Below are 20,723 nucleotides of genomic sequence, written 5' to 3'. Positions count from 1 at the left end.
CCGTGAAGCGGCGCCCTTCTGCCGGGCGCCGCAAACCCTGTGATCAGGAAGAGTGGTAGGCGGCTTCGCCGTGGGTCGAAAGGTCGAGACCTTCGCGTTCGGCTTCGACGGTCACACGCAGGCCGATGACGACGTCGACGATCTTGTAGAGGATCGCCGAGCCGATGCCCGACCACAGCAGCGTCGTCAGCACGCCCTTGGCCTGAGCCCAGACCTGGGTTGCCGTGCCGGCATAGGAGGCTGCGAAATCCGCGGTGGAATAATCGACGATGCCTGCACCGCCGAGTGCCGGGTTGACGAGGATACCGGTGCCGAGAGCGCCGATGATGCCGCCGACGCAATGGACGCCGAAGACGTCGAGACTGTCGTCGTAGTTGAACTTGTTCTTCACGACGTCAACGAAGAAGTAGCAGGCCGGCGAAACGATCAAGCCGAGAACGATCGAGCCCATCGGGCCGGCAAAGCCTGCCGCCGGGGTAATGGCGACGAGACCGGCGACGGCGCCGGAAGCGCCACCCAGCATGGAAGCCTTGCCGCGGGTGAGGGTTTCGACGATGCACCAGGACACAGCGGCGGCAGCCGTGGCGACGAAGGTGTTGATGAAGGCAAGCGAGGCATAGGAATTGGCTTCGAGGTTGGACCCGGCATTGAAGCCGAACCAGCCGACCCAGAGCAGCGAGGCACCGACCATGGTCAGCGTCATCGAGTGCGGAGCCATGATTTCCTTCTTATAGCCCGTGCGCTTGCCGAGCATGATGGCGCCGACGAGACCCGCGATACCGGCATTGATATGAACGACCGTGCCGCCGGCAAAGTCGATTGCGCCATAGGAGAAGATCAGGCCGGCCGGCGAGGTGTAGGAGCTCGGACCGCCCCAGAACCAGACCATGTGTGCCATCGGGAAGTAGATGAAGGTGACCCAGAGCACGACGAAGAGCATGACGGCCGAGAACTTGATGCGTTCGGCGAACGCGCCGACGATCAGGCCGGGGGTGATGCAGGCAAACGTCATCTGGAACACGATGAAGGTGTATTCCGGAATTGCGACGCCCTTCGAGAAGGTTTCAGCGAGCGACGAGGTATTGACGCCGGCGAGGAACGCCTTGGAGAAGCCGCCGACGAAGCTGTTCAGCGAGCCACCGTCGGTGAAGGCGAGCGAATAACCGTAGGTCACCCAGAGCAGCGCCACGACGGCCGTGATCATGAAAACCTGCATCAGCACCGAGAGCATGTTCTTGGCGCGGACGAGACCGCCGTAGAAAAGCGCAAGGCCGGGAATGGTCATCAAAAGGACGAGCGCCGAGGAGACGAGCATCCAGGCATTGTCACCCTTGTCCATGGTGAAAGCAGGAGCAGCAGCAGCGGTGGCGGCAGCTGGTGCAGCCTCCTGCGCGAAAGCAACGGCCGGCGCCAGAAGGGCAGCCGTTGCTGCGCAAAGCCGCGCAAAGGTGGAAGAAAACTTCGAAATTGACATTGGAAAAAGCTCCTTGATCTGCCGTTCTTACAGCGCTTCTGAATCGGTTTCGCCCGTACGGATGCGCACGGCATGGTCGATTGAATAGACGAAGATCTTGCCGTCGCCGATCTGGCCGGTCTTGGCCGATGCCGCAATGGCCTCGACCGCCCTGTCGACGAGTTCTGATGCAACCGCGATTTCGATCTTGAGCTTCGGCAGGAAGCTGACTGCATATTCGGTGCCGCGATAGATTTCGGTGTGCCCCTTCTGGCGCCCGTAGCCCTTCACCTCGGTTACGGTCAGCCCCTGAATACCGATCGCCGTAAGGGCTTCGCGGACCTCATCGAGCTTGAACGGCTTGATAATGGCCATCACAATTTTCATCTGGTTTCCCATCCTTCGTTATCCTCGGCGCGGAGCCGACTCTCCTTGCCGCTGACGTTCCTGAACAGCGACCGGCCAATACACATTCAAGGGACGTGCCAGATTCGAGGCGGGTGGTAAGTTATTGAAAAGTAAAGGTTATAATAAAGAGTGCCAATAAACAGGCAAATGATTGGCCAATAAGCGCACAAATAACGCGCAAATTTATAAAGTTGCACAATTTTTATTCATTTGCCTTTTTCCGAATCAGGCCTTCCTGCGCGACCGATGCGATCAGGCTACCGGATCGTGTAAACAGGCTACCCCGGGTTAATCCCCTGGCGCCTGAAGCCGACGGACTGTCCTGCGTATAAAGCAGCCAGTCGTCGAGCTTGCAGGGTCTGTGGAACCACATGGAGTGATCGAGGCTCGCCACCTGCAGGCTCTGGTCGAAGATGGACGTTCCGTGCGCATAGAGCGACGTATCGAGCAGCGTCATGTCCGAAAGATAGGCAAGCACCGCCGCCTGATAGAGCCGGTCGTCGGGAACCGGACCGGTGGCGCGCACCCAGACATCCTGCTTCGGATCGAGTTTCCTGTCGGAAAAATAATGCGTCAGCGAGACCGGACGGATCTCGATCGGCCGCTCACGCTGCCAGTATTTTCGGATCGCTTCCGGCGCGTGGGCCAGATACTGTTCCTTGATCTGCTGCTCGCCGAGCAGCGCCTCCGGCATCTCGACCTCGGGCATCGCGATCTGGTGCTCGAAGCCCGGCTCCTCCACCTGGAAGGAGGCCGACAGCGCGAAGATCGCCTTGCCGTGCTGGATGGCGACGACACGCCGCGTGTTGAAGCTCGATCCGTCGCGGATGCGCTCCGCCTGATAGATGATCGGCACCGTGGGATCGCCGGGACGCATGAAATAAGCATGCAGCGAATGGACGAAACGCTCGCCCTCGATGGTGCGCTGCGCCGCCATCAGCGCCTGGCCGATCACCTGGCCGCCGAAGACCCGCTGCCAGCCGACCTTGGGGCTGCGGCCGCGGAAGATATCGACCTCGATCGGCTCGAGGTCGAGCGTCGAAAGCAGCGTCTCCATCGCCGAAGGCCATGATGTCTCGCCCGTCATTTCTATGTCTCCCAGCGGTAGGAAGTGAGGTTGCGATGATCTATATAGAGCACATCTGAGGCATAAGGTACGGGAGCGGCGCGATGCTGGACATGCTGGTTGTGGGCGGGGGTTATGTCGGCCTTTCCGCCGCTGTCGCGGTCAAACAGGCCGCGCCGCATCTGAATGTCGCCGTCGTCGAGGCGGCGCCCGAACATGTCTGGAAAAACGATACGCGCGCTTCCGCCATCATCGCGGCGGCGGCGAAGATGCTCGAGATCTTCGGCATCTGGAACGAAATCGAACCGGAAGCCCAGCCGATCACCAAAATGATCGTCACCGATTCCAAGACCTCCGATCCGGTGCGTCCGGTTTTTCTGACCTTCGACGGAGAAGTGGCCGACGGCCGGCCTTTCGCCCACATGATACCGAATGTCGCGATGGTCGCCGCCCTGCGCGGCGCCTGCGACCGGCTCGGCATCGACATCCGCCACGGGCTCGGCGCCACGGAGCTGAAGACCCATGACACCCATGTCACCGTCACGCTTTCGGACGGCAGCGCGCTGGAAACCCGGCTGCTGGTTGCCTGCGACGGCGTGCGCTCGACGCTGCGCGATCTCGCCGGCATCAGGACCGTCACCTGGGACTACGGCCAGTCCGGCATCGTTGCAACCGTCGAACACGAGCGGCCGCATGACGGCTGCGCCGAGGAACATTTTCTGCCGGCCGGCCCCTTCGCCATCCTGCCGCTCAAGAACAACCGCTCCTCGCTCGTCTGGACGGAGCGCACGCAGGATGCCAACCGGCTGGTCGCCGCCGACGACCTGATCTTCGAGGAAGAACTCGAACGCCGCTTCGGCCACAAGCTTGGGAGCCTGAAAGTGATCGGCGACAAGCGCGCCTTCCCGCTCGGCCTGACGCTCGCCCGCTCCTTCGTCGCGCCGCGTTTCGCGCTTGCCGGCGACGCCGCCCACGGCATCCACCCGATTTCGGGTCAGGGCCTCAATCTCGGCTTCAAGGATGTGGCGGCACTCGCCGAAACCGTGGTGGAGGCCGACCGCCTCGGCCTCGATATCGGCTCGATCAATATTCTCGAGCGCTACCAGACCTGGCGGCGCTTCGACACTTTCCGCATGGGGGTGACGACCGACGTCCTGAACCGGCTCTTCTCCAACGACGCGACGCCGATCCGCATCGCCCGCGATGTCGGCCTCGGCATCGTCGACCGGCTGCCGCGTCTCAAATCCTTCTTCATCGGCCAGGCGGCCGGAACGACGGCAAAGGACAATCCGCGGCTGCTTGCCGGCCAGACGATTTAACCTTTGTTCTTACGAAATTCCGGACGGAAAACCGCGACGCGTTTTAGTCGTCGAGGCGGCGGGCCTCGGACACCAGCATGATCGGAATGCCGTCGCGGATCGGATAGGCAAGTCGTGCCTTTTCCGAGACAAGCTCATTGTGTTCGCGATCATAGGAAAGCCGGCCCTTGGAGAGCGGGCAGACCAGGAGATCGAGCAACTTTGGATCGACGCGGCTGAGTTTTTCGTCCATGGCTGAAGTCTACTGCAGAACCGTGTCGGAGTCACCGAAGACGCGCGCCAGCACGATTTCGGTAATGGCGATCAGCGTCTCGGCCCGCGTCTTCAGGTCGGGCGCCTCTAGCAGCGCTTGCTTTTCCGCCGGCCCGAAGGGCGACATCATCGCCAGCGAATTGACGAGCGTCAGATTGCTCGCCCGCTCGACGCTCTCCCAGTCTGCCTCCAGCTTGTTGGCATCAAGATAGGCCTTGAAGGCGGTCAGAAGCGCTGCGCGGTCGACCGCCTCCTCCTCGTTTGCGGCCGAGAGATCGGCGATGAACGGGGCGATACGGAAGATGCGGAAGGGATCACTGGTCGCTTTTTCCTCCAGCAGCCGGAAGCGGCAGACGCCGGTCAGCGATACGATGTAGCGCCCGTCGCCGGTCTCTGCGAAGGAGGTGATCCGACCGAGGCAGCCGACAGCGGCAAGGTTGGGCTCGCTGCCCTTGTCCTCGTGTTCGCCGAGTGCCGGCTGCACCATGCCGATCAGTCGGTTTCCGGTCAGTGCGGCATCCAGCATCGCCAGATAGCGCGGCTCGAAAATGTTGAGAGGAAGCTGCCCGGCCGGCAGGAGAAGGGCGCCGGTCAGGGGGAAGACAGCGATCGCATCAGGCAGATCGCCCGGCTTCAGGTATCTGGCATTCCCGACTTGCATGAAACCGTCCCGCATTCTTGTAAAACGGGCATGCCCGTCTTGACGAGAATGTGGTGCCCTCGCCCGAAAACGCAAGGGCAGATGCTCGAACTTACAGCGCCGCGCGTCTTTTTAGACGCGCAAAGGACGCTGTAACACTTTGAATCACTGCATAATTTAAACCTTAAATCGATTCCGATTTAAGGAATTATGCAGTTGCGAATACCCCGAAAATCGGAATCGACTTTCGGAAAAGATCATGCACGGATTCAATGCGATAGACCGTCCGTGGTGCGCCCTACGAGAACAGCATCGCCGAAAGCTTGCGACGCGCTGCAACCGTCGCCGGATCCTTGAAGCCCCAGACCTCGAAGAACTGCAGCAGCTGGCGGCGGGCGCCATCATCGTCGAAAGCGCGGTCCTTGCGCATGATCAGCAGCAGATGGTCGGCCGCCTCGTCGCGCCGGCCTTCGACATTGCGAATCTTGGCAAGCTTGATCCGTGCCTCGTGATCGTCGGGATTGGCGGCCAGTTCGCGCTCGAGCGCAACAGGATCGCCGAGCTTGCGGGCCTCCTCGATCTGCTCAAGCTTCATCAGCACAGCCTGGATGCCGGCGTCTTTCGCCAGCTCTTCCGGCAATTCCGTCAGGATTTCGCGTGCCCGCTGATGCTGGTTGGCGGCGATCATGCATTCGGCCATGCCGGCAAGCGCCTTGGCGTTCTCGGGATCGGCCTGCATGACGGCGCCGTAGAGCTGAGCGGCCTCGTTGATATTGCCGGCGGCAAGCAGTTCCGCCGCTTCCGCAAGCACCGCTTCGATTTCGGCCGCCTCGTCGGCGCCGGCCGGACCGGCGATCCGGTCGATGAACTGCTGGATCTGGCTTTCCGGCACCGCGCCCATGAAACCGTCGGCAGGACGGCCGTTGACGAAGGCGATGACAGCGGGGATCGACTGGATGCCTAGCTGGCCGGCGATCGAGGGATGATCGTCGATATTCATCTTGACGAGCCGAACGCGGCCCTTGGCTTCGTTGACTACCTTTTCCAAGACCGGCGTCAGCTGCTTGCACGGACCGCACCAGGGCGCCCAGAAATCGACCAGCACCGGCTGCTTGCGCGATTCCTCGATGACGTCCTTGGCGAAACTCGCGGTCGTCGTATCCGTGATATAGCTGCCGGCCGCAGCCGCGGGTTCCGGCGCAGCACTAAAGCTTGTCGTCGCCGTCATCTGATTTCCGAAGGAACCGTTATAGGGGTTGTCGCTGCCGCTCATAGGTATCTCCCGCCGCGCCGATCCTGCCGGCGTCTTTGCTAAAGCATGTCGCACAAAACTGTGTGGCGGTTTTGCGATAAAGACATGCGCAAAACCAAAGACTAAAGCGCGGCAAGCGAATCTAAAAGATCGCGACGCGCTTTAGCGCTAAAATCGTATGTCAGGACGTCACTTTCAAGACAAGCGGCTTATGTCCCGTCGCTTCCATGAAGCGGATAAGGTCGCTGCTCGCAATCGAGGTCGTCGCATCATTGGATAGCGGATGGCAGTTGACGATCTCGTGCGCCATCAGCTCCGCGTCGAGCACGAAGGTGACATTCTCCGCGGTATCGTTGATCGCGCCGAAAGCGGTGACCGCCCCAGGGATGACGCCGAGATATTCCATCAGCTTTTCCGCCCTGCCGAAGGAGACCCGGCCGGACCCGCCGATCAAATTATGCACCTGCTTGAGATCGACTTCGGCATTTTCCTCCACGGTCAGCAGAAAATACCTGTCCTTCTTGTCCTTGATGAAGAGGTTCTTGGTGTGGCCGCCGGGGATCTCGTCGCGCAAGGCGACCGATTCCGCCACGGTGAAGACCGGCGCATGGTCGATCGTCTTATGGGCAATGCCGAGCCCATCGAGAAAGGCAAACAATTCTTCTCTTGTCTTCGGGGCATTTTCTGACATGGGGCAATCCATTGGGCAGGAAGGGAAAAAAGCGAGGCGTCCTGATTAAGTCGGTCCACATCGTTTGGCAATCTTTGCGACCGACGCTTTGCCCCGCATTTGCGGCCTTTCCGCCGGGCGTCTGCGAACACCAGAATTTTTCTTCGCCTCTCCGTCATTTCCCTGTTGCATTTGAAAACCCGTTAGGCCATATAGCGCCGGTCGCCGCGAGGCGGCGCCCACGGTCCAACAACTACCCCGGACCGATGCGGATTGAGCGGGTGTAGCTCAGGGGTAGAGCACAACCTTGCCAAGGTTGGGGTCGAGGGTTCGAATCCCTTCGCCCGCTCCAGTTTTCCAATTTCCCATACCGAAGACATAGGTAACGGATTGTTCCTAAGACATGGGTGACAACCTCGTGCCGAACGGGTTTTCTATGGTTTGCAAGCCCTCTGCTCCAGATCGATGTATCCCAGATCATAGTGCATGAAGCTGACAAGCCAAATATCATCATCGACCTCCTTGATTCCCAGTTTCTGTCCGGCCAGATTTTGATCTTCTTGCGATGCACGCAGATGCGTCCGCAATTAGTCACAGCACCTCGCGATCATGGAAGGGATAGTCGATCTCGGCCAGTGGGGACCGTTCTGCTGCCGATGGCCGGGCTTGATACGTTCGATACCCGCCGAGCCTCGGCCACTGGACCGACAGCTTCGCAGGTTGTAGAGCCGTTGGGGCTGGCAAAGGGCAGGCCTTTTAAGCCAGGGTCATACCGCCATCGACATGAAGCTCGACCCCGTTGACAAAGCTTCCTGCATCGGAGGCGAGGAAGAGTGCGGCGCGCGCCAACTCTTCCGGTCGGCCGAGACGGCCGGCGGGGATCAGGGAAGCCATGTAATCTTCGAATGCCGGCCGCTCGGCCTCCGATACGCCCAGCTTGGCGAGGATTTCCGTCTCGACCGGTCCCGGGCTCAGGATGTTGACGCGGATCCGCCGCGACTTGAATTCGATCGCCCAGTTTTTCGCAAAGGCGGCGGTTGCTGCCTTTGAACCGGCATAGACGGCATGGTCCGGGAGGACCTTCGTGGCCGCAAGCGAGCTCGTAACGATGATGTTTCCGCCGTCGCGGATCAGAGGGGCGATCGTCTGCACGCCGAAGAACACGCCGCGCGTATTGATTGCGAAATGCCGGTCATAGTCTGCCGGAGTCACCTCGGCGGAGGTGGTGAGATTGATGATCCCAGCATTGGCCATGTAGATGTCGATCCCGCCGAAGCGGCTCCTCACGGTGTCCGCCAGCCTGCGATGATCTTCCAGGTCGGCGGCATCACCCACGAAGCCGATAGCCGACGGACCGATTTCTTGCACGGCGCGGTCGACAGCATCCTGCCGGCGCCCGGAAATGATGACCTGCGCTCCTTCTTCCGCGAACAGCCGAGCGGTCGCCTTGCCGATGCCGCTATTGCCGCCGGTGATGACGGCGACCTTGTCTTTGAGGTGTTGCATTGTTTATCTCCTTTCAACGAGAAATTAGATAAACGCTGCCACCCTTCGTCATTAGATCATGGGCGGGCACATGATCTGTGCCGCGGAGGTGCAAATGCCGAATCTGCTCAACGAGATGCCCGGATTGATGGCTTTTGTGCGGACGGTAGAGGCCGGATCGTTCAGCGCCGCGGCCCGCGATCTGGCGACGACACCGTCAGCGGTGTCGAAGAGCGTGGCGCGGCTGGAAAAGAAGATTGGCGCCCGGCTGTTCCTGCGCTCCACGCGCGCCCTGATGCTTACCCAGGACGGGCAACTTTTCTTCGACCGCGTTGCGCCGCTGTTGCGGGACCTGGATGCAAGTGAAGAGGCTATCAGGTCCGACGTTGCGCCCTCGGGTCGCTTGCGCATCAGCATGCCTAGCGAAATGGCGCCTCTATTGCTGCCGCGCCTCTTCGGAAGCTTTGCAGCCGACTATCCGAACCTGCATCTCGAAGTCGGGCTTACGGATCGGTTCGTCGATCTGATCAGGGAGGACTACGACGTTGTGCTGCGCGTTGGAAATCCCGCACCGGGGGACCTCATGGTTCGTCACCTGGCCGACCTGCCGATGGCGATCGTCGGGTCTCCGACCTTTCTGAAGACCTGGGGCAATCCTGCAACTGCCGAAGCGCTGGCCGCTCTGCCCTTTGCCCGCTATGCACTGGGTGGTATCACGCAGCCTCTGCGCCTGCCGGACGGGACGAGCTTCATTCCCTTCGGGCGCGTCGATTGCGACTCAGGGGCCGCACTCATTCAGGCTGCCCTCAGTGGGCTGGGAGCAGCCTATCTTCTGCGATGTCTGGTCGCGAAAGACCTGGCAGGCGGCACGCTTGTTACACTCGCGGCGGGGTTTGCGTTCCCGAGCGCTCCCTTTAATGCACTGCACGCCTTTGGTCGCACTGTGCCGTTGCGCGTAAAACTGGTCTGCGATTTCATCGCCGGGGAAGCAAAAGCCCTCGAAGCCATCTGAGCTTGACCGTGACGTCGCTGATGCGGAGGTCGAAAGCGATCTGTTTGTTGAGGCGTCCGCGCGTCACCACCTCGCGTAGGATCTCGCGCTCGCGATGCGTCAGCAGCCAGACCCCCACCATAATCTATATAGCACTTCGGAATCCCGAAATTGGTTGCGGTGTTGAAATCATTGGATGTTTCCCCGTGGCGACACCGCCCAAAACGCGACGAATTTCGGAATCCCGAAGCGGGGGGATTTCGGGATCCCGAAGTGGGATTTTTTCTTTATGGCGACGCTGATGTTTGTCGGCAGCAATCGGCCCGCGGCATCCGACGGAAGAAACTGAGCAGGTCGGAGGCTTACTGATTATGGCACGTCCACGTCCACACCGGCTTAGAAGATCAAGTTTGTAATTTATTTTGGTTGATTGGTTCGTTTGTAAACTTATTGTCGAGGCAAAAGGACGCGTCTTCGGATCGGACCCTGAATGTTCAGTTTATCGCAGCACGAACTCCTTCGGGCGATACCGGTCCGTATCCAACGCATCGCCGCTCATAACGTCCTGATTGCTCCCAATATCAACTGAGGTTTCCCATGCGCATCGCCGTCGGTGGCATTCATATCGAATGCAGCACATACAATCCCGTCCTGAACGAGGAGAAGGATTTTCGCGTCGTGCGCAGCGAGGCGCTGCTGGAAGCGCCGTATTTCGCTTTCCTCAGGGATTATGATGCCGAGTTCCTGCCGACGATCCATGCCCGGGCCATTGCCGGCGGTCCGGTTTCGCGCGCCACCTACGAAGCCTTCAAGGGTGAATTCCTCGAGCGGTTGAAGCCGATGCTGCCGCTCGACGGTCTCTACCTCGCCATGCACGGCGCCATGTATGTCGAGAGCATGGAGGATGCCGAAGGCGACTGGATCAGCGCGGCCCGGGCGCTGGTCGGCAAGGATTGTACGGTTTCGGCAAGCTACGACCTGCACGGCAACGTCACCCAGCGCATCATCGATGCACTCGACATCTATTCCACCTACCGCACCGCGCCGCATATCGATGTCGAGGAGACGATGCGCCGTTCCGTCTCCATGCTGGTGAAGAGCCTCAAAACCGGCGAGCGGCCGAGCCTCCTCTGGGCGCCGATCCCTGTCGTGCTGCCCGGCGAGCGCACCAGCACCGTCGATGAGCCGGCAAAGAGCCTCTATGACATGTTGCCCGGGATCGACGCGCTCGACGGCGTCTGGGATGCATCGCTGATGGTCGGCTATGTCTGGGCCGACGAACCGCGCGCCACGGCTGCCGCCATCATGACCGGCACCGACCGCGCCGTGCTGGAACGCGAGGCCAAACGTCTCGCGAGGGCTTATTGGGATGCGCGCGAAGACTTTGTCTTTGGCTGCGAGACCGGCTCGCTCGAAGAATGCGTCGCGAGAGCAATCGCAAGCCCGACCGCCCCTGTTGTGCTTGCCGAATCCGGCGACAATCCGACCGGCGGCGGCGTCGGGGACCGGGCCGATGTGCTGGCGGAACTGATCGCCAGGGATGCCACCGGCGTCGTCTTTGCCGGCATCGCCGACACGGCGGCGACCGGGGCCTGTTATGCTGCCGGCGTCGGCGCGGAACTGGAGCTCAGCGTCGGCGCCTCGCTCGACACCAAGGGTAGCAAGCCGGTCATCGCCCGCTTCACGGTCAAGTTCCTGCACGAAACTTCAGATCCCGCCGACCGCCAGGCGGTCGTTTCGGTCAGTGGTATTGATCTGGTGCTTTCCGCCAAGCGTCGGCCCTATCACAACATCGTTGACTTCACCCGGCTCGGCCTCGACCCGCACCAAGCGAAGATCATTGTCGTCAAATCGGGCTATCTCTCGCCGGAACTGGCGCCGCTCGCCAATCCGAACCTGATGGCGCTATCAACAGGTGTCGTCGACCAGTTCGTCGAGCGTCTGCCACGGCTGCGCAAGCAGCATCCGACCTACCCCTTCGACAAGGATTTTGCCTTCGAGCCGCAGGTCTTTCTCTCCGCACGCTCGACGCCGGACTGAGTTTCACCTGAACCAATTGCATTTTTCTGGATGACATTGTCGATCGCGCCGCCGCCCTGTCGGCGCGATCGACCGTTTTCCAGTATCGCGGCAATAGCGGGATTTGAGCAAAAAACGGGCAGATTTCCATTTGCACAAAAAAGCGCTTGACGGTCGGCGCGATTTGGTTTGCACTGAACCAATAGAAAATTGGTACGGACCATTTAAGCGAATGCCGATAGATGAGACGCAGGGCAATTCGAATTATGCGCTGGAGAGGCTGAGGGCTCTCCTGCGGTCCGACAGTCTCGACGCCGACGGTAAGCTGCCGACCGAGCGCACCCTTTCGGAAATGCTTGGCGTCGGCCGCCGTGCCGTCCGTCGCGCCCTCGAAGTGCTGGAGGCCGAGGGCCGCATCTGGCGCCGCCAAGGCTCCGGCACCTATGCCGGGCCGCGCCCCGACGGCTGGAGCGATCATGTCGGCTCGATCGTTGCCGGCACCGATCTCATGGAAGTCATGGAAGTGCGCCTGCGCATCGAGCCGCAGCTCGCCCAGCTTGCCGCCATGCGCGCCAAAGCCGCCGATATCGAGCGCATGTATGATCTGGTGAAGAAGATCTACGAAAGCACCGATGCCGACGGGCGAGAGCTCTGGGACGGGGCGCTGCACCGCCAGATCGCCCAATGTGCCGGCAACGGTTTCTTCCTCACCATCTTCGACGTGATCAACCGCGTGCGCCAGGACGAGGCCTGGCAGACGATCCGCGAGCGCGCCCGCAGCGCCAGCCGGACGCGGCCCGTCACCTTTAACCAGCACACGGCGATCGTCGATGCGATCGCCGCCCGCGATCCGGCCAGGGCGGGCGAAGCGATGCGCCAGCATCTGCTGACGCTACTGGAAAGCCTCGTCCGCATCACCTCGCTCGATCACAGCGAAACGGAGGCCGACAAGACCCTCGCCTGAACAGGGCAGGTGAGCCGGGAGAAAAAACACAGGCGGGCCATAACCGCCGGAATGGAAGCAAAAACCAAACAAAAATAGACAGAGGAGAATGGAATGAAGATCGCCAAATTGCTGACCACCGCCGTTGCCGGCGCACTGTTTGCACTTCCTGCCTTCGCCGTCGACCTGAAGATCGGCCTGCAGGACGATGCCGACGTGCTCGATCCCGCGCAGTCGCGCACCTTCGTCGGCCGCATCGTTTATACCGCGATGTGCGACAAGCTGGTCGACGTCTCACCGGATCTGAAGATTGTGCCGCAGCTTGCCACCGAATGGAGCTGGTCGGCCGATGGCAAAGAGCTCACCATGAAACTGCGCCAGGGCGTCAAGTTCCATGACGAGACTCCGTTCAACGCCGAAGCCGTCGTCGCCACCATCGAGCGCAACATCACCCTGCCGGAATCACGCCGTAAGAGCGAACTGACCTCGGTCGCAAAAGTCGAGGCGACAAGCGAATACGAGGTCAAGTTCACTCTAAAGGCGCCCGACGTCACCCTTCTTGCCCAGCTTTCCGACCGCGCCGGCATGATCGTCTCGCCGAAGGCCGCCAAGGAACTCGGCGCCAAGTTCGGCGATCACCCGGTCTGCGCCGGTCCGTTCAAGTTCGTCGAGCGTGTCCAGCAGGACCGCATCGTGCTCGAAAAGTTCCAGGACTACTGGAACAAGGACAAGATCTTCATCGACAAGCTCACCTATCTGCCGATCCCGGATACGACGGTGCGCCTCGCCAATCTGCGTTCCGGCGATCTCGACATGATCGAGCGTCTGGCCGCGACCGATGCTGAAGCCGTGAAGTCCGATTCGAGCCTCGTCTATGCCGACGCCGTCGGCACCGGCTACATGGCGCTCTACACCAATATCGGCAATGGTGCGCGCGCCGACAATCCGTTCGGCAAGGACAAGCGCCTGCGCCAGGCCTTCTCGCTGGCGATCGACCGCGATGCCGTCAACCAGATCGTCTATGAGGGTACGGCGGTTGCCGGCAACCAGCCCTTCCCGCCGAGCAGCCCGTGGTTCGACAAGGATATTCCCGTGCCCGCCCGCGATCTCGACAAGGCTAAGGCGCTGATCAAGGAAGCCGGTTTCGACCGCGTGCCGATCGAGCTGCAGATCCCGAACAATCCCGTTGCCATGCAGATGATGCAGATCATCCAGTCGATGGTCGGCGAAGCCGGCTTTGACGTCAGCCTGAAATCGACGGAATTCGCCACCCTGCTGAGCGAACAGACGGCCGGCAACTATCAGCTCAGCCGTTCCGACTGGTCCGGCCGCGTCGATCCCGATGGCAACATCCATCAGTTCATCACCTGCAAGGGCGGCATCAACGACACGAAATACTGCAACGCCGAGGTGGACAAGCTGCTGAACGAAGCCCGTGCATCGACCGACGATGCCGTGCGCAAGCAGAAATACGATGCCGCCGCCGTCATCCTCAACGATGATCTGCCGATCATCTATCTCGGCCATCAGTCCTGGATCTGGGCGCTGCACAAGAACATCACCGGCTTCGTTCCGTCGCCGGACGGCATGATCCGCCTCGTCGGCGTCAAGAAAGCCGGCTGATCCCTAGAGCATGATGCCGAAAAGTGTGAGCGGTTTTCGGACGAACATCATGCTCTACTTTTTGATCCAGCAAATCACGCGGCGGAAATCCTCCGCCGCATGATCCCAGTCGTGTCAGGATCGCCCATGTACACCTACATCGCCAAACGGCTCTTGGTCGCCATACCGACGCTTTTGATCATTTCGATCTTCGTCTTCTCGCTGCAGAAGCTGCTGCCCGGCGACCCGATCCTTGCCATGGCCGGTGAGGAACGCGACCCGCAGGTTCTCGAATTCCTGCGCGAGAAATACCGGTTGAACGATCCCGTGCCCTATCAATATGTCCGCTGGCTGGGTGCGGCACTGCAGGGCGACCTCGGCATCTCGCTGCGCACCAACCAGCCGGTTCTGCATCTCATCGGCGAAAAGCTGCCGGTCACCATCCAGCTTGCCATCATGTCGATGATCTTCGCCTTTGTCATCGGCGTGCCGATGGGCATCCTGGCGGCCGTCAAGAAGAACACGATGATCGACTATCTCGCCAACATCATCGCGCTGACCGGCCTGTCGATCCCGAATTTCTGGCTCGGCATCATGCTGATCCTACTGGTTTCGGTCAATCTCGGCTGGCTGCCGGCATCCGGCTACGAACCATTCTTCAGCAACCCGTTGCGTTCGCTGGAGACCATGCTGATGCCCTCCTTCGTGCTCGGCAATGCGCTGGCAGCGACCCTGATGCGGCATACACGCTCGGCGATGCTGAGCGTCCTCTGCACCGATTACATCCGCACCGCCCGCGCCAAGGGGCTTGCTGAAAGCTCGGTCGTGCTCGAACACGGCTTCCGCAACGCGATGCTGCCGATCGTGACGCTGACTGCCTTGCTCTTCGGCGAACTGCTTGCCGGTGCCGTGCTAACCGAGCAGATCTTCACCATTCCGGGTTTCGGAAAGCTCATCGTCGACGCCGTCTTCAACCGTGACTACGCCGTCGTCCAGGGTGTGGTGATTTGCACGGCGATCGGCTTCATCCTGATGAACCTCTTGGCCGATATTCTCTATGTCCTGCTCAATCCACGCATGAGGGCCGCCCTATGACCGCGATCGGAGAGACCGTCATTCCCTCTGCGATCGACCGCACGCCGAGCCGCGCCTGGCGCAAGCTGAAGGCCAACAAGGGCGCCCTCGTCGGCCTTGCGATCATCGCCTTCTTCGCCATTCTCGCTATTGCCGCCCCCCTCCTTCCGATTCCCGATCCGAACGCCACAAGCTGGTCGGCGATCCGCAAGGCGCCCTCCGCCGCCCATTGGCTCGGCACCGACGACATCGGCCGCGACATTCTTTCCCGGATGATCTGGGGTGCGCAGGCCTCGCTGATGGCCGGCGTCTTTTCGGTCGCGATCGCCGTCGTCATCGGCGTGCCCTTCGGCCTGATCTCCGGTTATTTCGGCGGCTGGATCGACATGGTGATCTCCCGCATCACCGAAGCCTTTCTGGCCATGCCTTTCCTGATCACCGCCATCGCGCTTGCAGCCTTTCTCGGCCCGAGCCTGACCAATGCGATGATCGCGATCGGCCTTTCGGCCATGCCCGTCTTCGTGCGGCTGACGCGCGGCCAGGTGCTCTCGGTAAAGACCGAGGAATATGTCGAGGGCGCCCGCTCGATCGGCCTCCGGTCCTCAAGCATCATCACCCGGTATATCCTGCCGAACGTCTTTGCACCGATCCTCGTCCAGGCGACGCTGACGATCGCCACTGCGATCATCGCCGAGGCGAGCCTCTCCTTTCTCGGCCTCGGCCAGCAGCCGCCGGCGCCGAGCTGGGGCTCGATGCTGAACGTCGCCAAGAATTTCCTCTCCCAGGCGCCATGGATGGCGATGTGGCCGGGTGCCGCAATCTTCCTCGTCGTCATCGGCTTCAATCTCTTAGGCGACGGCCTGCGCGATGCGCTCGATCCGCGCGAAGCATGATTTCTCGAAAGGACATTTGACATGACCGCATTCACGACCCGTCCCGAGATCCTCGGCACCTTCGGTGTCGTCACCTCGACGCACTGGATCGCCTCGGCCGTCGGCATGAGCATTCTCGAAAAGGGCGGCAACGCTTTCGACGCGGCAGTGGCGACGGGCTTCGTGCTGCAGATCGTCGAGCCGCATCTTTGCGGTCCGGGCGGCGATATGCCGGCGGTGATCTATTCGAAGAAAAAGGACAAGGTCGAGGTCATCTGCGCGCAGGGCCCCGCCCCCGCCGGCGCGACGATCGAACACTATACGGCGGAAGGCCTGAGCCTGATCCCCGGCGACGGGCTGCTTGCGACCGTCATCCCCGGCTCCTTCGATGGCTGGATGCTGATGCTGCGCGACTATGGCTCGATGAGCGTGCGCGATGTGCTGGAGCCGGCGATCTATTACGCCGAGCACGGCCATCCGATGCTGCCGCGCGTCTCCGCCACCATTAAGGGGCTCGCCGCCTTCTTCGAGAAGGAATGGCCGACCTCCTACGAGACCTGGCTGCCAGGCGGCAGCGCCCCCCAAGCGCATGCAAATTTCAGGAATCCGGTGCTTGCCGAAACCTGGAAGCGCCTCATCGCCGAGGCGGAAGTGAAAAGCGGCCGAGAAGCGCAGGTGCAGGCGGCCCGCGACGCCTTCTATCGCGGCTTCGTCGCCGAGAAGATCGACGATTATCTCAAGACCGCAGAGGTGATGGATGCAAGCGGCAACCGCCACAAGGGCGTTTTGACCGCCAATGACATGGCGAATTGGTCGGCAACGATCGAGGAGCCGCTGACCTATGATTATCATGGCTGGACGATCGCCAAGATCGGCCCCTGGGCCAGGGCCCGGTCTTCCTGCAGACCCTGTCGATCCTCAAAGGCTTCGATCTCGCCGCGATGGATCCCGCTGGCGCCGATTTCGTCCATACCGTCGTCGAAGCGATGAAGCTCGCCTTCGCCGACCGCGAAGTCTATTACGGCGATCCGAATTTTTCGGAGGTTCCCATAGCGCATCTGCTGTCGGAGACCTATGCCGCCGAGCGCCGCAAGCTGGTCGGTGCAGACGCCTCCTTCGATCTTCGCCCCGGCATCGTGCCTGGCTTCGAAGCGCAGCATGATCTGACGATAAAGATGCTCGGTGCGGATTCGAAGACCGGCGCCGTCTACGAGCCAACCATGGCGCATCTTTCCGAAAAGCGCGGCGATACCGTGCATATCGACGTGATCGACCGCGACGGCAACATGGTCTCTGTCACCCCGTCCGGCGGCTGGCTGCAATCCTCGCCGACCGTGCCCGGCCTCGGCTTTTGCCTCAACTCCCGCGCCCAGATGTTCTGGCTGAAACCAGGCCTGCCGACGTCGCTTGCGCCGGGCAAACGGCCGCGCACGACGCTGACGCCTTCGCTCGCCCTCTATGAGGGCCGCCCGACGCTGGCCTTCGGCACACCCGGCGGCGATCAGCAGGAGCAATGGCAGCTCTCCTTCTTCCTGCGTTATATCAATCACAAGCTGAACCTGCAGGCGGCGATCGACCAGCCGCTGTTCCACACCTCGCATTTTCCGGGCTCTTTCTATCCGCGCACCCGCGAGCCCGGCAGCCTGATGGCGGAAGCAAATTTCGGCCCCGATGTCCTCGATGCCCTGCGCCGCAAGGGCCACAAGCTGACGGTCGCCGATCCCTGGACGATCGGCCGGCTGACCGCCGCGAGACGCGATGCCGATGGGCTGCTGCGCGCCGCAGCTACCCCGCGCCTGATGCAGGCCTATGCGATCGGGAGATAGCCATGACCTGGTCCATCGTCGCCCGTGATCCCTTGACCGGTTATCTCGGCATCGCCGTCGCGAGCCGCTTCTTTGCCGTGGGCGCCCTCGTGCCGCATATTCGCGGCGGCATCGGCGCCGTCGCCACCCAGGCCTTCGTCAGCCCGCTTTACGGCGTCGACGGCCTGTCGCTGCTTTCTGCAGGCAGGGCACCGGAGGAGATCATCGCCGAGCTGACCGCGCGTGACGCCGGCCGCAATCAGCGGCAGTTGCACCTCATCGATGCGAAGGGGCGCAACGCCGCCTTCACCGGCGCCGCATGCATCGACTGGGCGGGGCATCTGATCGCGGGAAACGTCTCGGTCGCCGGCAACATGCTCGCGGGTCCCGACGTCGTCGCCGAAACACTTGCCACTTACAACAAGGCAATGGACAAGCCGCTGGCCGAACGCCTGCTACTGGCGATGCAGGCAGGCGAGGATGCCGGCGGCGACAAGCGCGGCAGGCAGTCCGCCGCCCTCGTCATCCACCGCGATCAGGATTATCCGTGGCTGAGCATCCGCGCCGACGATCATCCCGATCCGCTCGCCGAACTTGTCCGCCTCCATGCAGTGGCGGGTGAACGCTACCTGCATGTCGCGGAGACGATGGCGACGCGGCAAAATCCGAACGGCATGACCGACAGGCGCGAGATCGATGAAAAGATCGCGGCGCTGGAAGCCGCCCGTATCGCTGAAGGCAGGCCTTCCGCCTCCTTCGCCGCGCCTTTGAAGATGTGAACCAGATAAAACTAAGGGAATGGCATGAGTGATGTTTCTTCGGCCTCCGCCTCTCCGGTTCTTTCCGTCCGGAACCTGACGACCTCCTTCCTCGTCGATGGCGACTGGAAGCCGGTGGTGCGCGACGTCTCCTTCGACGTCCTGCCTGGTGAGACGGTTGCAATCGTCGGCGAAAGCGGCTCGGGCAAGAGCGTCACCTCCCTCTCGATCATGCGATTGCTCGCCAAGGGATCGAGCCGCATCGATGGCGCCATCACCTTGAACGGCAAGGATGTTCTCACCCTTTCGGAAAGGGAGATGCGCCGGGTGCGCGGCAACGACGCCGCCATGATCTTCCAGGAGCCGATGACATCCCTCAACCCGATCTTCACCATCGGCCGCCAGATCTCCGAAGCGCTCACCTGCCACGGCGAGATCGGCAAGGCCGAGGCGCGGGCCGAGACCGTGCGCCTGCTGGAAAAGGTCCGCATCCCCAACGCCGCCTCGCGCTTTGACGAATATCCGCACCAGTTCTCCGGCGGCATGCGCCAGCGGGTGATGATTGCCATGGCGCTCGCCAGCCGGCCGAAATTGTTGATCGCCGACGAGCCGACAACGGCGCTCGATGTGACGATCCAGGGCCAGATCCTCGATCTGATCAAGATGCTGCAGGAAGAAGAGGGCATGTCCGTGCTCTTCATCACCCATGACATGGGCGTCGTCGCCGAAATCGCCGACCGCACCATCGTCATGTATCGCGGCCAGGCGGTGGAGACGGGCACAACCGACGACATCTTCCATCGCGGCAGGCATCCCTATACCCGCGCTTTGCTCTCGGCCGTGCCACGCCTCGGCTCGATGGCCGACCGGAAATGGCCGCTTCGTTTCCCCGTCGTCGATACCACGACTGGTGAACGGCGCGAGCCGGTCGAGGTGGCCGATACCGTCGACCGCCGCCGGACGCCGATCCTCGAAGTCAAGAACCTCGTTACCCGTTTCGATATCCGCGGCGGGCTGCTTGGCCGCAAGACGGGCGCGATCCATGCGGTCGAGGACGTCTCCTTCGATCTCTTCCAGGGCGAGACGCTGTCGCTCGTCGGCGAATCCGGCTGCGGCAAATCGACCACCGGCCGCTCGATCACCCGCCTCGTCCAGCCGAACGGCGGCAGTGTCAGCCTCGACGGTTATGACGTGCTGAGCCTTGACGCAGTCAGTCTCAGACGGATGCGCCGCAGCATCCAGATGATCTTTCAGGATCCCTTCGCCAGCCTCAATCCGCGCATGACCGTCGGCGCCGCCGTCGCCGAACCGATTACGGAGCACGGCCTCGGCACTGGCGCCCAGGCTCGCGAAAAGGCGGCCGATCTTCTCGAACGTGTCGGACTGAAACCCGACATGATGAAACGGTATCCGCACGAATTCTCCGGCGGTCAGCGCCAACGCATCTGCATTGCCCGCGCGCTCGCACTCGATCCGAAGGTGATCGTCGCCGACGAAAGCGTTTCGGCCCTCGACGTCTCGATCAAGGCGCAGGTCTGCAATCTGCTGATGGATCTGCAGCAAAGCCTCAACCTCGCTTTCCTGTTCATTTCCCACGACATGGCGGTGGTCGAGCGGGTCAGTCATCGGGTCGCAGTGATGTATCTCGGCGAAATCGTCGAGATCGGTCCGCGCGCACAACTGTTCAGCAACCCGCAGCACGCCTACACGAAGAAGCTGATGGCAGCCGTGCCGGTTCCGGACCCCTCGCGGCGCGGCATCAAGCGCAATCTCGGAACCGACGAGCTCAAAAGCCCCGTTCGCCCGGTCGGCTACGTCGCGCCGCCGCGCCGATATCGGGAAGTGTCGGCAGGTCATCTGGTGCGGCTCGATGAAGCCGCCTGAACGTGAAAATCCACTCTCCAAAGCATCAGGAAAACAAGTATTGCGGGAAAATAACCCGTGCCGGTGGCGCGCGGGCTGTCTTTTTTGCTGCACCGCTTATATGACTTCTGCTAGATATTATTTTACCGATAATTATTAACGACCGATTCCACCCTTTTGTGTTCTCTTATCCTTGCGAATCAAAAAGGTTTGATTTGCCCGGGGACGGCCCCCATGTTGAAGCATGGGGC

17 protein-coding genes, 1 tRNA gene and 3 pseudogenes are annotated in these 20,723 nt (G+C 61.5%); 11 read left to right on the top strand and 10 right to left on the bottom strand.

From position 1 onward, the window contains the following. Positions 1–43: 43 nt before the first annotated feature. The 3 genes from FFM53_RS14190 to tesB all read right to left on the bottom strand — a co-directional run bounded on the left by FFM53_RS14190 (position 44) and on the right by tesB (position 2,948). A complete protein-coding gene (locus FFM53_RS14190) occupies positions 44–1,474 on the bottom strand; it encodes an ammonium transporter (protein WP_138331856.1) in 1,431 nt (476 codons plus the stop codon). A gap of 27 nt (positions 1,475–1,501) precedes the next feature. Beyond that, positions 1,502–1,852, bottom strand: coding sequence for a P-II family nitrogen regulator (locus tag FFM53_RS14185; RefSeq protein ID WP_003543684.1), 351 nt, complete (start codon positions 1,850–1,852; stop codon positions 1,502–1,504). A gap of 211 nt (positions 1,853–2,063) precedes the next feature. Further along, positions 2,064–2,948: an acyl-CoA thioesterase II gene (tesB, locus tag FFM53_RS14180; RefSeq protein WP_138331857.1), complete on the bottom strand. Its 885-nt coding sequence runs from the start codon at positions 2,946–2,948 to the stop codon at positions 2,064–2,066. A gap of 83 nt (positions 2,949–3,031) precedes the next feature. Between tesB and FFM53_RS14175 the strand changes: the two genes are divergently transcribed. Beyond that, positions 3,032–4,246: a ubiquinone biosynthesis hydroxylase gene (locus tag FFM53_RS14175; RefSeq protein ID WP_138389427.1), complete on the top strand. Its 1,215-nt coding sequence runs from the start codon at positions 3,032–3,034 to the stop codon at positions 4,244–4,246. A gap of 43 nt (positions 4,247–4,289) precedes the next feature. Here FFM53_RS14175 and FFM53_RS14170 read toward each other — a convergent pair whose 3' ends face one another. The 4 genes from FFM53_RS14170 to FFM53_RS14155 form a co-directional block, all read right to left on the bottom strand. Next, complete coding sequence (locus tag FFM53_RS14170) at positions 4,290–4,478, bottom strand: Trm112 family protein (RefSeq protein ID WP_017962471.1); 189 nt, start codon at positions 4,476–4,478, stop codon at positions 4,290–4,292. A 9-nt stretch (positions 4,479–4,487) separates the two neighbouring features. Continuing rightward, positions 4,488–5,174, bottom strand: coding sequence for an LON peptidase substrate-binding domain-containing protein (locus tag FFM53_RS14165; RefSeq protein WP_171600225.1), 687 nt, complete (start codon positions 5,172–5,174; stop codon positions 4,488–4,490). A gap of 262 nt (positions 5,175–5,436) precedes the next feature. Next, positions 5,437–6,411 carry a thioredoxin gene (trxA, locus tag FFM53_RS14160; protein WP_138389426.1) on the bottom strand — a complete coding sequence of 325 codons (975 nt, stop codon included), beginning with the start codon at positions 6,409–6,411 and terminating at the stop codon, positions 5,437–5,439. Between the two features lie 160 nt (positions 6,412–6,571). Next, a complete protein-coding gene (locus tag FFM53_RS14155) occupies positions 6,572–7,081 on the bottom strand; it encodes a prolyl-tRNA synthetase associated domain-containing protein (RefSeq protein WP_138389425.1) in 510 nt (169 codons plus the stop codon). A gap of 256 nt (positions 7,082–7,337) precedes the next feature. On the opposite strand from FFM53_RS14155, the gene FFM53_RS14150 reads away from it, so the two are divergent. Beyond that, positions 7,338–7,412: transfer RNA gene (locus FFM53_RS14150), tRNA-Gly, on the top strand. A 44-nt stretch (positions 7,413–7,456) separates the two neighbouring features. Here FFM53_RS14150 and FFM53_RS37015 read toward each other — a convergent pair. Both FFM53_RS37015 and FFM53_RS14145 read right to left on the bottom strand, forming a co-directional pair. Next, positions 7,457–7,696, bottom strand: a pseudogene (locus FFM53_RS37015) (hypothetical protein); the annotation flags it as partial. A gap of 120 nt (positions 7,697–7,816) precedes the next feature. Beyond that, a complete protein-coding gene (locus tag FFM53_RS14145; RefSeq protein ID WP_138389424.1) occupies positions 7,817–8,566 on the bottom strand; it encodes an SDR family NAD(P)-dependent oxidoreductase in 750 nt (249 codons plus the stop codon). A 58-nt stretch (positions 8,567–8,624) separates the two neighbouring features. Between FFM53_RS14145 and FFM53_RS14140 the strand changes: the two genes are divergently transcribed. Further along, the gene (locus FFM53_RS14140) at positions 8,625–9,557 is read left to right on the top strand and encodes a LysR family transcriptional regulator (protein ID WP_171600227.1); all 933 of its coding nucleotides are present in this window, start codon (positions 8,625–8,627) and stop codon (positions 9,555–9,557) included. On the opposite strand, the pseudogene FFM53_RS14135 reads toward FFM53_RS14140, so the two are convergent. Next, positions 9,556–9,660 (bottom strand): annotated as a pseudogene (locus FFM53_RS14135) (LuxR C-terminal-related transcriptional regulator); the annotation flags it as partial. The gene FFM53_RS14140 and the pseudogene FFM53_RS14135 overlap by 2 nt on opposite strands. Before the next feature lie 473 nt (positions 9,661–10,133). Here FFM53_RS14135 and FFM53_RS14130 point away from each other — a divergent pair. The 8 genes and pseudogenes from FFM53_RS14130 to FFM53_RS14095 all read left to right on the top strand — a co-directional run bounded on the left by FFM53_RS14130 (position 10,134) and on the right by FFM53_RS14095 (position 20,493). Beyond that, positions 10,134–11,576: a M81 family metallopeptidase gene (locus FFM53_RS14130; RefSeq protein WP_138389422.1), complete on the top strand. Its 1,443-nt coding sequence runs from the start codon at positions 10,134–10,136 to the stop codon at positions 11,574–11,576. Between the two features lie 211 nt (positions 11,577–11,787). Next, positions 11,788–12,519 (top strand): FadR/GntR family transcriptional regulator, encoded by a 732-nt coding sequence (locus FFM53_RS14125; RefSeq protein ID WP_138389421.1) that lies wholly within the window; start codon positions 11,788–11,790, stop codon positions 12,517–12,519. Between the two features lie 93 nt (positions 12,520–12,612). Further along, the gene (locus FFM53_RS14120; RefSeq protein ID WP_138389420.1) at positions 12,613–14,121 is read left to right on the top strand and encodes an ABC transporter substrate-binding protein; all 1,509 of its coding nucleotides are present in this window, start codon (positions 12,613–12,615) and stop codon (positions 14,119–14,121) included. Positions 14,122–14,247: 126 nt separating this feature from the next. Further along, on the top strand, positions 14,248–15,195 hold the full coding sequence (locus FFM53_RS14115; protein ID WP_138389419.1) for an ABC transporter permease: 948 nt from the start codon (positions 14,248–14,250) through the stop codon (positions 15,193–15,195). Beyond that, positions 15,192–16,067 (top strand): ABC transporter permease, encoded by an 876-nt coding sequence (locus FFM53_RS14110; RefSeq protein ID WP_138389418.1) that lies wholly within the window; start codon positions 15,192–15,194, stop codon positions 16,065–16,067. The genes FFM53_RS14115 and FFM53_RS14110 overlap by 4 nt, the downstream gene beginning before the upstream one ends. Before the next feature lie 21 nt (positions 16,068–16,088). Then, a pseudogene (locus FFM53_RS14105) lies at positions 16,089–17,872 on the top strand (gamma-glutamyltransferase family protein). A gap of 2 nt (positions 17,873–17,874) precedes the next feature. Beyond that, positions 17,875–18,630 (top strand): DUF1028 domain-containing protein, encoded by a 756-nt coding sequence (locus tag FFM53_RS14100; protein ID WP_138331868.1) that lies wholly within the window; start codon positions 17,875–17,877, stop codon positions 18,628–18,630. 24 nt (positions 18,631–18,654) lie between these two features. Next, complete coding sequence (locus tag FFM53_RS14095) at positions 18,655–20,493, top strand: ABC transporter ATP-binding protein (RefSeq protein WP_138389416.1); 1,839 nt, start codon at positions 18,655–18,657, stop codon at positions 20,491–20,493. The last annotated feature ends 230 nt before the right edge of the window (positions 20,494–20,723 follow it).

The sequence above is a fragment of the Rhizobium indicum genome, assembly GCF_005862305.2.
GTDB lineage: Bacteria > Pseudomonadota > Alphaproteobacteria > Rhizobiales > Rhizobiaceae > Rhizobium > Rhizobium indicum.
The sequence above is the reverse complement of the archived record's forward strand: the minus strand, read 5'-3'. Positions and strand labels throughout refer to the sequence as shown.

What these genes read in the sequence shown, in the direction of transcription:
- FFM53_RS14190 (WP_138331856.1), bottom strand. Translation starts at nt 1,474, where the DNA reads ATGTCAATTTCGAAGTTTTCTTCCACCTTTGCGCGGCTTTGCGCAGCA.
- FFM53_RS14185 (WP_003543684.1), bottom strand. Translation starts at nt 1,852, where the DNA reads ATGGGAAACCAGATGAAAATTGTGATGGCCATTATCAAGCCGTTCAAG.
- tesB (WP_138331857.1), bottom strand. Translation starts at nt 2,948, where the DNA reads ATGACGGGCGAGACATCATGGCCTTCGGCGATGGAGACGCTGCTTTCG.
- FFM53_RS14175 (WP_138389427.1), top strand. Translation starts at nt 3,032, where the DNA reads ATGCTGGACATGCTGGTTGTGGGCGGGGGTTATGTCGGCCTTTCCGCC.
- FFM53_RS14170 (WP_017962471.1), bottom strand. Translation starts at nt 4,478, where the DNA reads ATGGACGAAAAACTCAGCCGCGTCGATCCAAAGTTGCTCGATCTCCTG.
- FFM53_RS14165 (WP_171600225.1), bottom strand. Translation starts at nt 5,174, where the DNA reads ATGCGGGACGGTTTCATGCAAGTCGGGAATGCCAGATACCTGAAGCCG.
- trxA (WP_138389426.1), bottom strand. Translation starts at nt 6,411, where the DNA reads ATGAGCGGCAGCGACAACCCCTATAACGGTTCCTTCGGAAATCAGATG.
- FFM53_RS14155 (WP_138389425.1), bottom strand. Translation starts at nt 7,081, where the DNA reads ATGTCAGAAAATGCCCCGAAGACAAGAGAAGAATTGTTTGCCTTTCTC.
- FFM53_RS14145 (WP_138389424.1), bottom strand. Translation starts at nt 8,566, where the DNA reads ATGCAACACCTCAAAGACAAGGTCGCCGTCATCACCGGCGGCAATAGC.
- FFM53_RS14140 (WP_171600227.1), top strand. Translation starts at nt 8,625, where the DNA reads ATGGGCGGGCACATGATCTGTGCCGCGGAGGTGCAAATGCCGAATCTG.
- FFM53_RS14130 (WP_138389422.1), top strand. Translation starts at nt 10,134, where the DNA reads ATGCGCATCGCCGTCGGTGGCATTCATATCGAATGCAGCACATACAAT.
- FFM53_RS14125 (WP_138389421.1), top strand. Translation starts at nt 11,788, where the DNA reads ATGCCGATAGATGAGACGCAGGGCAATTCGAATTATGCGCTGGAGAGG.
- FFM53_RS14120 (WP_138389420.1), top strand. Translation starts at nt 12,613, where the DNA reads ATGAAGATCGCCAAATTGCTGACCACCGCCGTTGCCGGCGCACTGTTT.
- FFM53_RS14115 (WP_138389419.1), top strand. Translation starts at nt 14,248, where the DNA reads ATGTACACCTACATCGCCAAACGGCTCTTGGTCGCCATACCGACGCTT.
- FFM53_RS14110 (WP_138389418.1), top strand. Translation starts at nt 15,192, where the DNA reads ATGACCGCGATCGGAGAGACCGTCATTCCCTCTGCGATCGACCGCACG.
- FFM53_RS14100 (WP_138331868.1), top strand. Translation starts at nt 17,875, where the DNA reads ATGACCTGGTCCATCGTCGCCCGTGATCCCTTGACCGGTTATCTCGGC.
- FFM53_RS14095 (WP_138389416.1), top strand. Translation starts at nt 18,655, where the DNA reads ATGAGTGATGTTTCTTCGGCCTCCGCCTCTCCGGTTCTTTCCGTCCGG.